This is a genomic window from Klebsiella sp. 1SOBk10mer (assembly GCF_046602535.1).
Lineage (GTDB): Bacteria > Pseudomonadota > Gammaproteobacteria > Enterobacterales > Enterobacteriaceae > Klebsiella > Klebsiella quasipneumoniae.
Genome location: NZ_JBKIUP010000003.1, coordinates 433,631 through 448,215, shown reverse-complemented (window position 1 = coordinate 448,215; position 14,585 = coordinate 433,631). Strand labels below are relative to the sequence as shown.

Sequence of the window (14,585 nt, the reverse complement as noted above, 5' to 3'; positions counted from 1 at the left end):
GTTTGCACGCTATTGCTCTTCATTGCCAGCGCTCCATCGTCAGGCAGCGCCCCGTCGGCGGACAGTCCTCGCGATCGTGGGTCACCAGGATCGCCGGAATGGCCTGGCGGGCCAGTTCCTCAAATACCCAGCGGCGGAACGCGGCGCGCAGGGCGGCATCCAGGCGGCTGAAGGGTTCATCCAGCAGCAGCGCTTCGGGGCGCGCCAGCAGGGCGCGCAGCAGACTCACCCGCGCCCGCTGTCCGCCGGAGAGCGTGGCCGGGTCGCGCGCGGCGAAGCCATGCAGCCCGGCGCGACTGAGCGCCTGCTCCACCGCGGCTTTTCGCGCCTCGCCGCGCACGCTTTCCGGTAGCGCCAGCTGTAAATTTTGCCCGACGCTGAAATGGTCGAACAGCAACGGGTCCTGAAACAGGATGCCGATGCGCCGGCGCTCCGTGGGCAGCGTATCGCACCGCCGCCCGTTGAGCCACAGCTCGCCCTCGGCGCGGAAGTCGCCGGCCAGGGCGCCAATCATCCACGCAAACAGCGTCGATTTTCCGCTGCCGGAAGGGCCCATCAGCGTCAGCACTTCACCCGGGGCCACCGAAAAGTCGACCTCCCGCAGCAGCGGCTGACGGTTCACGCTCAGGGTCAGATGGTTTACGGTTAGCACTAGCGAAGTCCTCGTCGATAGCGGCCTGCCAGCCAGGCCAGCAGGGCCGTCAGGATAAAGCATACCGCCGGCAGCAGTAATTGCCACAGCGCCTGGGCGGCAAGCGTCTGCGCCTCGCCGCCGCTGCTGAGCGCCACCGCCTGGCTGGTGAGCGTCGGGATACGGCCTGCCCCCAGCCATAGCGTTGGCAGATACTGCGCGATGCTCACCGAGAAGCCCACCGCCAGGGCGGTCAGCAGCGGGCGGGTCAGCGAGGGCAGAGTCAACAGCCAGAAAATACGCGTGGGTCCCCAGCCGAGCGTGCGGGCGATCACCGTCATCCGCGGATCGTGCTGGCGCCAGGCCGGGCGCAAAATAAATAGCATCCACGGCACCACCCACAGCAGATGGCCCCACAGGACGGTCCACCATTCGCCGTCTAGCCAGGCGTACAGCGCCAGCCGGTACTGGCCATCGGCCAGCGGCAGGGCCGGCAGCACCAGCGGCAGCCAGACCCAGCCATCTCCCCGCTTCGGGCCGCAGGCCAGCCACAGCAGGCAGACGGCCGCGCCGAGGGCGCAAGCCATCAGCGCGAGGCCAAGGCTGTTGCCCAGGGCATCCATCTGCGGCGGCGCCGAGCGCGCCAGCCCCGCCAGCAATAGCGCGCACAGCAGGCCGCTCAGCGGCAGGGCACTCGCCAGCAGGCGGCCGGGCAGGGCGTGGGGATGGGGATGCCGAATGCCGCGCAGATCGGGCAGACGCCGACGCTGTTGCCGCCATCCGCCCCAGGCGACCAGCGCCAGCCCGCCGAGGATCGCCAGCAGCAGCAGGTTGGCCAGCGCCCCTTTCGCCTGCTGCATGTCATCGCCCTGGCTTAACCACTGCCACGCCAGCACGGCAAGGGTGGGCGGATTGCCGGGCCCCAGCACCAGGGCGACGTCTACCGTCGACAGGCTCCAGGCCGCGGCGGCCAGCAGCACCATGCCGAGGGCAGGCAGCAGCGCAGGCAGCACCAGCCAGCGCAGGCACTGCCAGCGGCCGTAACCGAGGCTCTTTAGCGCTGTCGCCTGGTCGGCGAGGCGCGCCTCGCCCAGCAGGCCGTAGATCACCCATAGCACAAAGGCGCTCTCTTTAAGGGCCATCGTCAGGCCAAGCCCGATGCCGTACCGGTCGACCGGCGGCGTCAAAAACGGCAGTCGCTGCCAGATCCAGCCGCCTTCGGCGAACAGCAGCAGCGCCGCCGTCGCCAGGGCAAGATGGGGCACCGCCAGCAGCAAAGGCAGGCGGGAAGCCAGCCGCCGCCAGCGGGCCGAAGGCCAGAAAGCGGCGACGATGGTCAGGGCGATCAGTAGCGCACCGCCGACGGACAGCAGCGTGGAAACAAGGGTGGCGGCCAGCGCCTGGCCCAGCTGCGGGTCGGCGAACAGCGCCCGCCAGTGGACCGGGGAGAGCGCCGGCCACATCAGCCCTGCAGCGGCGGGGAATAAGGGCAGATAGATGGCCGCCATCGTCCCCCAGGCCAGCAGGATCAGTGGGTACCGTAGCGGCGCAGCCATTCCTGCTCCAGCGCGTCAACCCACGCCGCATGTGGCTCGGCAAGCACCGGCGGCAGATCCTGCGGCAGGGTGGCCGCCAGCGCCTGACGCTGTTTGTCAGGCAGACGCTGCGGGTCCAGTACGCTTGGATCGCCCCAGACGGCGGCATCCGCCTTGCGCAATTGCGCCTCTGGGGAAAGCAGGAAATTGGCGACCACTTTGGCCGCGGCGACGGCGCGTGCGTTGGCCGGGATGGTAACGAAATGGACGTTGCCGAGGGTCCCTCCGGTAAAGCCGAAGCTGTAGCTGTCCGCCGGTAACTCCCCGCTGACGGCCTTCTGGCGGGCATGGAGCGGGTTAAACGTCAGCGACAGGCGGAGGATGCCCTGGTTGAACATGGCGTCCATCCGCGCCGGCGACGCCGGGAAATCCTTACCCGCCCGCCACAGCGTCGGGTGCAGCGCATCGAGATAGCGCCACAGCGGGGCGGTTACCGCCGAGAAGGTCGCCGTCTCCGGCGGCTGGCGCAGGGCGGCAGGCTGGTCGGTGAGGGCGATCAGCAGCTGCTCCAGCAGGGCGGTACCCGTAAAGTCCGGCGGCCGCGGGTAGGTCACGCTGCCGGGATGGGCTCTGGCGAAGGCCAGCAGCGCCTGCGGGCTGGTGGGTGGCTGCGGCGTTTGCCCGCGGCGGGCGATAAACGTCAACTGGGCGCTGCCCCACGGCGACTCCGCGCCCTCGGTGGCGACAGAAAAATCTTCCTGAACCGGTTTTTGCAGATCGACATAGCGCCAGTTGGGCAGCGATTCTGCCCAGCCGGTGAGCAGCAGGTTGGCCTGTTTTAGGGTGTGAAAGTTCTCGCCGTTGATCCACAGGAGATCCACCGACCCGCCGCGGCGACGGCCGGCCTGCGCCTCAGTCTGGATGCGTTTCACCGCGTCGGCGGCATCGGCGATAGGGACAATACGCAGGTCGATCGCGTAGTGGCGTTTGACCTCCTCGCTGACCCACGCCAGATAGCGGTTGACGGCCGGGTCTCCACCCCAGGCGTTAAACCAGACGGTCTGGCCGCGGGCTTCCGTCTGGGTCTGCCGCCAGCTGTCGTCGGCTTGAACCACCAGCGGCCAGAGAAGCAGCAGGCACAGACAGAGGCTGAAATCACGCAAACGGCGCATCGTTACTCCTTATGGTGCGGGGAAGAACCAGGTATCTTGCACAGCCCCTGGGCAGGGATCGCCATCGCGGCATTGAACCGCGCCGATAAATTTTGCAGGCCAATCAGGGCGGTCAACTCGGTGAGCGCCCGGGCGTCAAAATGCGCGGCCATCGCGCTACGCAGGGCATCATCCACCTCCGGCGGCGTCTGGGTGGCGGCTTCGGCATAGGCCAGCGCCAGACGCTCTTTTTCGCTGAACAGCTTACTGCTGCGCCAGTCGGCGACCGCCAGCAGCTTGTCCTGGCTCCCGCTCCGCGCCGCGAGGGTCATGCTGGTGATATCGATGCAGAATTCGCAGTGGCACAGCTGGGCGATGCGGGCGCTGACCAGCGAGCGCAACACCGGATCCAACGGCGAGCGGCGGCGTTCAATATAGCCCACGAACAGCGAAACCAGGTAAAACAGCCACGGGATCCGTCCCCACCAGCGAATGGGGCTCAGCACCTGGCCGTAATGCCGGCGGTGCAGCCAGGCCTGCGGACGAAGGATCAGGGGGACAGTATCCAGCGGGGGTAAGCTCATGGCGACGATCTCTTATGACGTTCACGGTAAATATTTTTGGCGATGGAGATGACCACCGCCAGGGCCAAAAGCAGCGAAAGGCCGGTGGCCAGCCAGAAAGCGCCTCCGGTCAGCAGGCTCCCGGCCCAGGAATAGACGATGGTCGCCGGCAGCTGGCCCACGCCGGTGGCCAGCATAAAGGGCCAGAAGCGCAGCGAGGTCAGTCCGGCGGCATAGCTGACCGGATCAAAAGGGACAAACGGCAGCAGGCGGCAGACCAGGATCGTCTGCGCGCCATAGCGGGCGAAATAGCCGTCGACGCTGCGCAGCACCGTGCGGCCGGTGAGCTTCTCCACCATCTCGCGCCCCAGCGCTCTGGCGATGCAAAAGCAGAGCCCGGCCCCGACCATGGCGCTGAACCACGACAGCGTGCCTCCCCAGAAGGCGCCGAACAGCGCGGCGTTTGCCAGGGTGATCAGGAAGGCCGGCAGCGGGGCGACGATCGCCTGGAGGATCATTAGCGCAAAAGAGACCAGCGCCGCCTGCGTCCCCCAGGCGGCGATAAAGTCTTTGACATACTGGGGATCCAGCGACGCTAACGCCGTCAGGCTGTGTTGCAGAAAGGCTCGCCCGTCGGGGAACCACAGCCAGGCGGTCAGCCCGGCGACAGCCACCACGGCAAGGGCCAGCCTGGCGCGGCGCAGGTGACGGCGATCAGGTCGGGTCATGGCGCACCTCCTCGCCGGGCGTTGCCACACGGCGGGCGCGGGCAAACCGTTTGCCCATCTGCACCAGGGCAAACAGCAGCCCGCCGGCGAGGCTCAACTTGAGCGCGAAAGCGAGGGTCGCTCCTTCGCGGGCCAGTTCGCTGGCCATCACCGAATAGATGACCAGGCCCGGCAGGGTGGTCACGGAGGAGATCAGAGTAAAAGGCCAGAAGGGGATCGCCGTCAGGCCGTAGGCGTAATTCTGAATGTTGTAGGGAAAGAGTGGCACCAGGCGGGTGAGGATCAGGAAATCGCTACCGCTGCGGGCGATACCGCGCTCAATGGCCTGGAAGACGGCGGTATGGCCCACATAGCGCTGCAGCAGATCGCGCCCCAGCCAGCGGGCGATCAAAAACGACAACGAAGAGGCGACGGTGGCGGCGGCAAACGAGAGCAGAGAGCCGGTCAGCGGGCCGAAAAGCACCCCGCCGGCGATCACCAGCAGGCTGCCGGGGATCAGGCACAGGGTGGCAGTGATAAATAGCGCAACATAGACCAGATAGCTCCAGGCGCCATGATGGCGGAGGGTCTCCTGCAGCAGATGCAGGTGAGTCAGCAGATCGTGAAGACCAACGCGGTGGCTGATAACGGCCAGCGTGGCCGCCAGCGCGAGAAGTACCAGCCCTTTACCAATGGCCGGATGATGGCTTCTTTTTCATGAAGGGGTCTCCTGTACAGCCTGGACGCGGTGGACGTCAAAAAGTGCGCGCGACAGTATCCTGTTCCGACGACGGTCACAATGGTTTACCGTCGCTTTGTTGATTTTGCTCAGGAAATTCTGCCCCCCGCGCGGCGGGAGGCGAGAGAAGGACGTGACTTACGGCCGGAAGGTGGCCCACACCGGCGCGTGGTCGGATGGTTTTTCCATCCCGCGGATCTCATAATCGATCCCGGTCTCCACGCAGCGCTGGGCCAGAGGCTGACTGGCCAGCAGCAGGTCGATGCGCAGCCCACGGTTATCGTCAAAGCCTTTGGAGCGGTAATCAAACCACGAGAAGTGCTCATGATTGTCAGGGTTAGCCTGACGCCAGGTATCTACCAGGCCCCAGCCCAGCAGGCGATCCATCCATTCCCGTTCTTCCGGCAGGAAGGAACATTTGCCGGTGCGCAGCCAGCGTTTGCGGTTCTCTTCACCGATACCGATGTCGAGATCGGTAGGGCTGATGTTCATATCGCCCATGATCAGTACCGGATTCTCTTTGTTGAGCTCGCTCTCCAGGTAGTTCTGCAGATTCTGATAGAACGCCGCTTTGGCCGGGAATTTGGTCTCATGATCGCGGCTTTCACCCTGCGGGAAATAACCGTTAATCACCGTGACGTTACCGAAGGGCGACGGGATCTCCGCCATGATGATGCGGCGCTGAGCCTCTTCGCCATCGTTCGGGAAACCGCGGCGGACGGCAATCGGCGTCTCTTTGGTCAGCAGCGCGACGCCATAATGGCCTTTCTGGCCGTGATAAAAGACGTTATAGCCGAGTCTGGCGACCTCTTCGAGAGGGAACATGTCGTCGTGAACTTTGGTTTCCTGCAGGCCAATCACGTCCGGCTGGTGTTTTTCGACGATGGCGGCCAGTTGGTGTGGGCGGGCGCGCAGGCCGTTGATATTAAAAGAGACGAATTTCATAGTCGCTGCCACTGTGCAAGGTGAATAGTGCAGGGATGGTAGCAGAAATTCGCCAGGCTGGCTGCCATCCGATGCGTCATTCTGCCAATCGCTGCGCATGATCGTGCCGTGGGTGCCCCTTTTGCGGGCACGCCGCGCCAAAAAAGGGCAAATATCTACGATAAATTTCGCAGAAGATCACAATTACAGAATTATATCTTACCGTTGCATAACTTATCTTCTTTAATCACTGTTCATCCCCCTTTATCGGATAGTTATTCACTAAATATGCATTTTATATGAATAGCGTTAGGTTGTAACTCGTTGATATTGCGTTATCTCATCCGGTTTATGCATTTTTATCGCTGGCTGGCACGAACCGTGCAATCTACATTTACAGCGTAATAACTCATATTTATTAACATTATTGCTACTTTTAATTTACCGGAAGAGGTCGATATGTCTCAGTCAATTACGCGTAACCACTTTGATGAATGGATGATGCCGGTCTACGCGCCAGCGGCGTTTATTCCGGTGCGGGGCGCCGGGTCGCGGCTGTGGGATCAGCAGGGCAAAGAGTATATCGATTTTGCCGGCGGTATCGCCGTGAACGCGCTGGGGCATGCGCATCCGCGTCTGGTGCAGGCCCTCACCGAGCAGGCGGGCAAGTTCTGGCATACCGGCAACGGCTATACGAATGAGCCGATCCTGCGGCTGGCCAAAATGCTTATTGATGCCACTTTCGCCGATCGGGTCTTCTTCTGTAACTCCGGGGCCGAGGCTAATGAGGCGGCGCTCAAGCTGGCGCGTAAATATGCCCACGATCGCTTTGGCAGCGAGAAAAGCGGCATCGTCGCCTTCCAGAACGCTTTCCACGGGCGGACGCTGTTCACCGTTTCGGCGGGCGGTCAGCCGGCCTACTCCCGGGATTTTGCTCCGCTGCCGCCGCAGATCCAGCATGCGGTGTTTAACGATCTCGAGTCGGCAAAGGCCTTAATCAATGACCAAACCTGCGCGGTGATCGTCGAGCCGGTGCAGGGTGAAGGGGGCGTGGTGCCGGCCAGCGTCGAGTTTTTACGCGGCCTGCGTCAGCTTTGCGACCAGCACAACGCCCTGCTGATTTTCGATGAAGTGCAGACTGGGGTCGGACGCACCGGCGAGCTGTACGCCTATATGCACTACGGCGTGACGCCCGATGTGCTGACTACCGCCAAAGCGCTGGGCGGCGGCTTCCCCATCGGCGCGCTGCTGGCCACAGAGGCCTGCGCCAGCGTGATGACCGTCGGCACCCACGGCACCACCTACGGCGGCAACCCGCTGGCGGGGGCGGTGGCCGGCGAGCTGCTGTCGATCGTCAACACCCCGGAAGTGCTCTCCGGCGTCAGACAGCGCCATCAGTGGTTTTGCGAACGTCTGCTGGCGATCAACGCCCGCTATGGCCTGTTCAAGGAGATCCGCGGCCTGGGGCTGTTGCTCGGCTGCGTGCTGAACGACGCCTGGGCCGGGAAGGCGAAAGCCCTCAGCAACCTGGCGGCGGAAGAGGGGGTGATGATCTTGATCGCCGGCGCCAACGTGGTGCGTTTCGCTCCGGCGCTGAACGTCAGTGAAGAAGAGGTGAACAGCGGTCTGGATCGCGTCGAGCGGGCCTGCGCGCGTTTCCTGGCGGGAGTCTCATCATGATGGTTATTCGACCAGTGGAGTCGGGCGATCTGCCCGGGCTGCTGAAGCTGGCAGCGGAGACCGGCGGCGGGCTGACCTCGCTGCCGGTGGATGAAGCGACCCTCGCGGCGCGGATCGCCCGCTCGCAGCAAACCTGGCGCGGCGAGCTGCCGAAAAGCGAGCAAGGTTATGTCTTTGTGCTGGAGGAGAGCGAGAGCGGCACGGTGGTGGGCATCTGCGCGATAGAGGTGGCGGTGGGCCTCAACGATCCCTGGTACAACTACCGGGTCGGCACTCAGGTCCATGCCTCGAAGGAGCTTAACGTCTACCAGGCGCTGCCGACGCTGTTTCTCAGCAACGACCACACCGGCAGCAGTGAGCTGTGCACCCTGTTCCTCGACCCGCAGTGGCGCAAAGAGGGCAATGGCTATCTGCTGTCGAAATCGCGCTTCTTATTTATGGCCGCTTTTCGCGAGCGCTTCAATGAGAAGGTGGTCGCCGAGATGCGCGGGGTGATTGACGAGCACGGCTATTCCCCGTTCTGGGAGAGCCTGGGCAAACGCTTTTTCGCCATGGAGTTTTCCCGCGCCGACTACCTGTGCGGCACCGGACAAAAGGCTTTCATTGCCGCCCTGATGCCCAAGCATCCGCTGTATATCGATTTCCTCACCCCCGAGGCGCAGGCGGTGATCGGCAAGGTCCATCCGCAGACCGCCCCGGCCCGGACGGTGCTGGAGAAAGAGGGATTCCGCTACCTGAACTACATCGATATTTTCGACGGTGGCCCGACCCTGGAGTGCGATATCGACCGGGTGCGGGCGATCCGCAAAAGCCGTCTGGTGACCACCGAGGCCGGCGAAACGCCACCCGGCGACTGGCCGTTGTGCCTCGTGGCGAACGAACAGTATCACCAGTTCCGCGCCCTGCTGGTGCGTGCCGACCCGGATGGCGACACCCTGACCCTCAGCGCCCGCGAGCTGGATATGCTGAAGTGTCATGCTGGCGACCAGGTGCGCATGGTGCGCTTGATCCCTGAGGAGAAAACCGCATGAGTCTGTGGATTAACGGCGAATGGCGGCCCGGCGATGGGCCGCGCTTCAGCAAACAGGATCCGGTCAACCTGAAGATTGTCTGGCAGGGCGAGGCGGCGGATGCCGGGCAGGTTGCCGAGGCGGTCGCGGCTGCCCGCCAGGCGTTCCCGGCCTGGGCGCGGCTGCCGTTTGCCGACCGCCAGGCCATCGTCGAAAAGTTTGCCAGCCTGCTGGAGGCCAGCAAGGCGGAGCTGACGGCGATTATCGGCGCCGAGACCGGAAAGCCGCGCTGGGAGGCGGCCGGGGAAGTGACGGCGATGATCAACAAGGTGGCGATCTCGGTGAAGGCGTATCACACCCGCACTGGTGAACAGCACAGCGATCTGCCCGATGGCGCCGCGACGCTGCGTCACCGGCCGCATGGCGTGCTGGCGGTCTTTGGTCCCTATAACTTTCCCGGCCATCTGCCGAACGGGCATATCGTGCCGGCGTTGCTGGCGGGCAATACTGTGGTATTTAAACCCAGCGAATTAACCCCGCACAGCGGCGAAGCGGTGGTGAAGCTGTGGGAGCAAGCTGGCCTGCCCGCCGGCGTGCTCAACCTGCTGCAGGGCGGTCGGGAAACCGGCGAGGCGCTCAGCGGCCAGGCGGACATCGATGGGCTGCTGTTTACCGGCAGCTCGACCACCGGTTTTCATCTGCATCGCCAGCTGGCCGGGCAGCCGCAAAAGATCCTCGCGCTGGAGATGGGCGGCAATAATCCGCTGATCGTTGACGACCCACGGGACGTCGATGCCGCGGTGCATCTGACCATCCAGTCCGCCTTTATTACCGCCGGCCAGCGCTGCACCTGCGCCCGACGTCTGCTGGTCCGGCGCGGAGAGGCGGGGGATGCCTTCCTCTCCAGGCTGGTGACGGTCAGCCAACGGCTGATCCCCGCGGCGTGGGACGCTGAGCCGCAGCCGTTTCTCGGCGGGCTTATCTCTGAACAGGCCGCGCAGAAAGTGCATCAGGCCTGGCTGCAGCGGGTCGCTGCTGGCGCGGTCACCCTGCTGGAGCCGCGGTTATTGCAGGCCGGGACGTCGCTGCTGACGCCGGGGATTGTCAACATGAGCGACATGGCCCAGGTCGAGGATGAAGAGGTGTTCGGCCCGCTGCTTGGGGTCTGGCGCTACGATACTTTCGAAGAGGCGATTGCCCTGGCCAACGCCACCCGCTTCGGCCTCTCCTGCGGGTTAATCTCCCCGGAACGAGAGAAGTTCGATCGGCTGCTGCTTGAGGCACGGGCCGGGATAGTCAACTGGAACAAACCCCTGACCGGGGCGGCGAGTACCGCGCCGTTCGGCGGCACCGGAGCCTCAGGCAATCATCGCCCCGGGGCCTGGTATGCCGCAGATTATTGCGCCTGGCCGATGGCCAGTCTCGAATCGCCGACCCTGACGCTGCCCGCCAGTCTCAATCCGGGGCTCGACTTCCGGGCCGGGGAGGCGTTATGACCGCCCGCGAAGTCAACTTTGATGGTCTGCCCGGACTGACCCATCACTACGCAGGGCTCTCCTTTGGCAATGAGGCCTCCACCCGGCACCGCTATCGGGTGTCGAACCCGCAGCTGGCGGCGAAGCAGGGGCTGAAAAAAATGAAAGCCCTTGCCGACGCCGGCTATCCGCAGGCGGTGATCCCCCCTCAGGAACGACCCAACGTGTCGCTCCTGCGTCAGCTGGGCTTTAGCGGCAGCGATGAGCAGGTGGTGGCCCGTGCGGCCCAGCAGGATCCGGATCTGTTGTCGGCGGTGAGTTCGGCCTCGGCGATGTGGGTGGCGAACGCCGCGACGGTTTGTCCCTCAGCCGATTCGCTGGATGGCCTGGTGCACCTGACGGTGGCGAATCTGCAGGATAAATTCCACCGCGCCAGTGAAGCCCCCACCACCGGGGCGCTGCTGCAGGCGATATTCCCGGACCGCACGCGATTTGCCATCCACCCGGCGCTGCCTGCCTCTGCCTGGTTTGGCGACGAAGGGGCGGCGAACCATAACCGTCTCGGCGGCGAATATGGCGCCCCCGGCGTCCAGCTATTTGTCTATGGCCGCCGTCGGGGAAGCGAGGAGGCGCCACGTCGCTATCCGGCGCGGCAAACCCTTGAGGCAAGCCAGGCGGTGGCGCGCCTCAATCAGGTCAATCCCCGCCAGCTGATCTTCGCCCGCCAGCATCCGGAGGCGATCGACAAGGGGGTTTTTCATAACGACGTCATCGCGGTGAGCAACCGTCAGGTCCTGTTCTGCCATGAGCAGGCCTTTGCCGACCAGGACGCGGTTTTGCAGCAGCTTGCGCAGCAGGTGCCGGGCTTTACCCCGTTGGTGGTTCCCGCCAGCCGGGTCACGGTGGAAGAGGCGGTTGCTACCTATCTGTTCAACAGTCAGCTGTTGAGCCGGGCGGACGGCAGCATGGCGCTGATCCTGCCCCAGGAAGCCCAGGCGCATCCGGGCGTGTGGAACTATCTTAATGAGCTGCTGGCCGCAGATAACCCCATCGCCGCGCTGCAGGTGTTTGATCTGCGCGAGAGTATGGCCAACGGCGGCGGTCCGGCGTGCCTGCGCCTGCGGGTGGTGTTGACGTCCGAGGAGTATCAGGCGGTCAATCCGCACGTCCTGATGAACGATACGCTGTTTGCCACCCTCAATGACTGGGTGGATCGCTACTATCGCGACCGCCTCACCCAGGCCGACCTCGCCGACCCACAGCTGCTGCGGGAAGGGCGCGATGCGCTGGATCGGTTGACCCAGATCCTGCAGCTCGGTTCGGTTTATCCATTTCAGCAATAAGGGGGCGCGGTGGAACACTTTCTGGCATTAACCCTGGCGGGGCGATTGCCCCATCACTTTCACGGCGAGACGGCCCATTTCCGCTGGCACTGGCTCGGCGAGGGGATCCTCGAGCTGACGCCGCATGCGCGCTGCGAGCGCGGGCTGGTGCTTTCCTGCGCCATCCATGGCAACGAAACGGCGCCGGTGGAGATTGTCGACCGGCTGGTGCAGCGGCTGGTCCGGGAGGCTCTCCCCCTGCGCTGGCGGCTGCTGGTGATCGTCGGTAACCCGCCGGCGCTGCGGGCGAATAAACGCTATCTGCACAGCGATATGAACCGGATGTTTGGCGAGCGCTGGCGGCAGTTCCCGGCCAGCGAGGAGACGCAGCGGGCGCAGCGGCTGGAGCAGGCGGTGGCCCGCTTCTATCGCGACCATGATGGTCCGCGCTGGCACCTCGATCTGCATACCGCGATCCGCGGGTCGCTGCATCCGCGCTTCGGCGTGCTCCCGGCCCGCGATACGCCCTGGGGGGAGGATTTTCTTCACTGGTTGGGCGGCGCCGGGCTGGAGGCGCTGGTGTTTCATCGCCAGCCGGGCGGGACCTTCACCCATTTCAGCTGCGAACGGTTCGCGGCGCTGGCCTGCACTCTTGAGCTGGGCAAAGCGCTGCCGTTGGGGGAAAACGATCTAACGCAGTTTGCCGCCGCCGAGGGGGCGATCTCCCGGTTGCTGGTGGGGGATCTGGCCATTGCCGACGCCCCGACGCCGCTGCGCTACCGGGTGGTGCAGCAGATCACCCGCCATAGCGACGATTTCCGCTTGCATATGGCGGAACAGACGCTGAACTTCACCCCCTTCGCCCCAGGCACGCTGCTGGCGGAGGAGGGGGAGACGCGGTATGTGGTGGGGGCAGAGCCGGAGTATGTTCTGTTTCCCAATCCGGCGGTGGCCAGGGGGCTGCGCGCTGGCCTGATGCTGGAAAAATTATCCTGAGGGCAAGCCGTCCGCCGGGCGGCCTGCTTTATTTCGCGCGTCGTTATTCATCTTCTTATTTTTTCGTGCGCCAGTGTAAATTTGCAGATTATTCCTGGTAAAATGCTTTGTTTTTAATCTCCTCTTCTTTATACTCTCCATAATTGCTCTGCAAAACAGTAAGTTATTTATTTTTTATTGCAATTCTTCCGTCAAATTCCTTATTTTCTCCATAATTGGTGAGAAACTGTTTTTTACACTTTCATTGTTTTACTCTTGCTCTGACTAATTGACGATTAACGTCGTAAAGTTAATCTCGTCAACACGGCAACGCGCCGTAAGAATAACGTAAAGTAAGGATTGAATGATGAAGAAACTCACTGCACTGTTTGTTGCCTCTACTCTGGCTCTGGGCGCGGCTAACCTGGCACACGCCGCCGATTCCACCACCGCGCCGAGCGACAGCAAGCCGATGATGATGCATCATAAAGGCGGCCCGGGTCAGCATGACATGATGTTTAAAGGCCTGAACCTGACCGATGCGCAGAAGCAGCAGATCCGCGAGATCATGAAGAGCCAGCGCGAAAACATGAAGCGTCCGTCCCTTGACGAACGCCGCGCGATGCACGAGCTGATCGCCAGCGATACCTTTGATAAGGCGAAAGCGGAAGCGCAGATCGATAAGATGGAAGCGCAGCATAAAGCGATGGCGCTGTCCCGCCTGGAAACGCAGAACAAGATCTACAACATTCTGACCCCGGAGCAGAAAAAACAGTTCAATGCCAATTTTGAGAAGCATCTGACAGAACGCAACGCGCCGGCAGGTAAAATGCCTGCACCCGCTGAATAATGTAGCGCACTGAATCAAGACCGCCGGTCTTGCCCAATAATGCCATCAGGCGTTGGGCAGGGCCGGCGGTTTTTTCTTTCTGGTCTTTCAGCCAAGCGGATGCAACGGGTAGTTGCCGCTGAGCAGAGGCTTACAGAGGATTTTGTAACCATCCTGGTCGAATCCGGCGGGCAGGCGGGTCAGCGCAGCGGCCTCATTGAGCGAGTCGACGGCTCCCAGCCACAGCCAGTTATGAATGACATGATACTGCGTCATATCCGGGCCGCGCTCCTCCAGCGCCACCGGTCCTGCCCACGGCCAGCACACCAGCTGCAGCTTGCTCATCTGCGCCAGCAGACGCTGACGGTGCGCCTCCACGCTCTCCTTTCCACAGCAGGCGCCGGCGCAGCGGCCCAGTGCGGATCGAAAGCAGGCGCGGCCGCGGCTGAGCGGCTCCAGACCGAGCAGGCCGTAACAGAGGCGCTGTTCGTCAGCAAGGCTCTGCAGCATCTGCAGCGCCGCCCGCCGGTTGGCGAACAGACCATAGAGATGCTGCTGGTGCGAGAAATCAACCTCGCGGGCATAGACAATCTGCGGCCGGTCGTCCGCAAGCAGCCAGGCGCAGAGTTGCTTGTTACGCCGTAGCCGCTTGTTAAACAGCGGCTGCTGCTCTTTAATCAACCGCGCCTCCAGCAGCAGCGCTCCCAGCTCGCCAGCGGTGCGCTGCCAGGTGATACGCCGGGACTGACGCAGCATCGCCGCCTCTTCAGGGGTGCGCAGGTGGGAGAGCACCCGGCTGCGGAGGTTGACGCTCTTGCCGATATAGAGCGGCATCGTGTCGCTATCGCCGTGAAACTGATAGACGCCCGGCAGCTTCGGCAGCGCCTCCAGCCACGGGCGAAGGTGTTCGGGATATTCATAGATCGCCGCCGCCTCAAACTCCAGACGCGGGGCAGATTGCTTTCTGGCCACAATAACTCCTGATACTGTCTATCTATCCAGTATAGCAGGCGGTTTTTGCGGCGAAAAGCGCAAAAAACAACC

The 14,585-nt window shown here is 63.4% G+C and carries 15 protein-coding genes; 7 read left to right on the top strand and 8 right to left on the bottom strand.

The genetic code is table 11. From position 1 onward, the window contains the following. Nucleotides 1-19: 19 nt before the first annotated feature. From ACLH1I_RS12100 to ACLH1I_RS12075, 6 genes are read right to left on the bottom strand one after another with little or no spacing between them, the layout of a single operon-like run. Nucleotides 20-652, bottom strand: coding sequence for an ATP-binding cassette domain-containing protein (locus tag ACLH1I_RS12100; RefSeq protein ID WP_004203804.1), 633 nt, complete (start codon nt 650-652; stop codon nt 20-22). Then, complete coding sequence (locus tag ACLH1I_RS12095; protein WP_151628543.1) at nt 652-2,187, bottom strand: ABC transporter permease subunit; 1,536 nt, start codon at nt 2,185-2,187, stop codon at nt 652-654. Before ACLH1I_RS12095 ends, ACLH1I_RS12100 begins: the two co-directional genes overlap by 1 nt. Beyond that, on the bottom strand, nt 2,160-3,338 hold the full coding sequence (locus ACLH1I_RS12090) for an ABC transporter substrate-binding protein (RefSeq protein WP_004203807.1): 1,179 nt from the start codon (nt 3,336-3,338) through the stop codon (nt 2,160-2,162). The genes ACLH1I_RS12095 and ACLH1I_RS12090 overlap by 28 nt, the downstream gene beginning before the upstream one ends. A 2-nt stretch (nt 3,339-3,340) precedes the next feature. Continuing rightward, on the bottom strand, nt 3,341-3,901 hold the full coding sequence (locus ACLH1I_RS12085; protein ID WP_043521274.1) for a carboxymuconolactone decarboxylase family protein: 561 nt from the start codon (nt 3,899-3,901) through the stop codon (nt 3,341-3,343). After that, nucleotides 3,898-4,608: a TVP38/TMEM64 family protein gene (locus ACLH1I_RS12080; RefSeq protein ID WP_049002948.1), complete on the bottom strand. Its 711-nt coding sequence runs from the start codon at nt 4,606-4,608 to the stop codon at nt 3,898-3,900. The genes ACLH1I_RS12085 and ACLH1I_RS12080 overlap by 4 nt, the downstream gene beginning before the upstream one ends. Continuing rightward, nucleotides 4,595-5,233, bottom strand: coding sequence for a TVP38/TMEM64 family protein (locus tag ACLH1I_RS12075; RefSeq protein ID WP_225983758.1), 639 nt, complete (start codon nt 5,231-5,233; stop codon nt 4,595-4,597). Before ACLH1I_RS12075 ends, ACLH1I_RS12080 begins: the two co-directional genes overlap by 14 nt. Here ACLH1I_RS12075 and ACLH1I_RS12070 point away from each other — a divergent pair. Further along, entirely contained in the window at nt 5,165-5,308 is a 144-nt protein-coding gene (locus ACLH1I_RS12070; protein WP_017898588.1) for a hypothetical protein, read from the top strand. The genes ACLH1I_RS12075 and ACLH1I_RS12070 overlap by 69 nt on opposite strands. Nucleotides 5,309-5,464: 156 nt before the next feature. Here ACLH1I_RS12070 and xthA read toward each other — a convergent pair whose 3' ends face one another. Further along, entirely contained in the window at nt 5,465-6,271 is an 807-nt protein-coding gene (gene xthA / locus ACLH1I_RS12065; protein WP_004203811.1) for an exodeoxyribonuclease III, read from the bottom strand. 438 nt (nt 6,272-6,709) lie between these two features. Between xthA and ACLH1I_RS12060 the strand changes: the two genes are divergently transcribed. The 6 genes from ACLH1I_RS12060 to spy all read left to right on the top strand — a co-directional run bounded on the left by ACLH1I_RS12060 (nt 6,710) and on the right by spy (nt 13,562). After that, a complete protein-coding gene (locus ACLH1I_RS12060; RefSeq protein ID WP_126494430.1) occupies nt 6,710-7,930 on the top strand; it encodes an aspartate aminotransferase family protein in 1,221 nt (406 codons plus the stop codon). Beyond that, a complete protein-coding gene (gene astA / locus ACLH1I_RS12055; protein ID WP_004203813.1) occupies nt 7,927-8,961 on the top strand; it encodes an arginine N-succinyltransferase in 1,035 nt (344 codons plus the stop codon). Before ACLH1I_RS12060 ends, astA begins: the two co-directional genes overlap by 4 nt. Then, complete coding sequence (gene astD, locus ACLH1I_RS12050; protein ID WP_017898661.1) at nt 8,958-10,436, top strand: succinylglutamate-semialdehyde dehydrogenase; 1,479 nt, start codon at nt 8,958-8,960, stop codon at nt 10,434-10,436. The genes astA and astD overlap by 4 nt, the downstream gene beginning before the upstream one ends. Further along, the gene (gene astB / locus ACLH1I_RS12045; protein ID WP_049116283.1) at nt 10,433-11,758 is read left to right on the top strand and encodes an N-succinylarginine dihydrolase; all 1,326 of its coding nucleotides are present in this window, start codon (nt 10,433-10,435) and stop codon (nt 11,756-11,758) included. The genes astD and astB overlap by 4 nt, the downstream gene beginning before the upstream one ends. Nucleotides 11,759-11,767: 9 nt before the next feature. After that, nucleotides 11,768-12,733 carry a succinylglutamate desuccinylase gene (gene astE, locus ACLH1I_RS12040; protein WP_109882992.1) on the top strand — a complete coding sequence of 322 codons (966 nt, stop codon included), beginning with the start codon at nt 11,768-11,770 and terminating at the stop codon, nt 12,731-12,733. A 343-nt stretch (nt 12,734-13,076) separates the two neighbouring features. Beyond that, complete coding sequence (gene spy / locus ACLH1I_RS12035; protein WP_072500732.1) at nt 13,077-13,562, top strand: ATP-independent periplasmic protein-refolding chaperone Spy; 486 nt, start codon at nt 13,077-13,079, stop codon at nt 13,560-13,562. An 87-nt stretch (nt 13,563-13,649) separates the two neighbouring features. On the opposite strand, the gene cho is transcribed toward spy, so the two are convergent. Beyond that, complete coding sequence (gene cho, locus ACLH1I_RS12030) at nt 13,650-14,513, bottom strand: excinuclease Cho (protein ID WP_043521266.1); 864 nt, start codon at nt 14,511-14,513, stop codon at nt 13,650-13,652. Nucleotides 14,514-14,585: the final 72 nt, after the last annotated feature.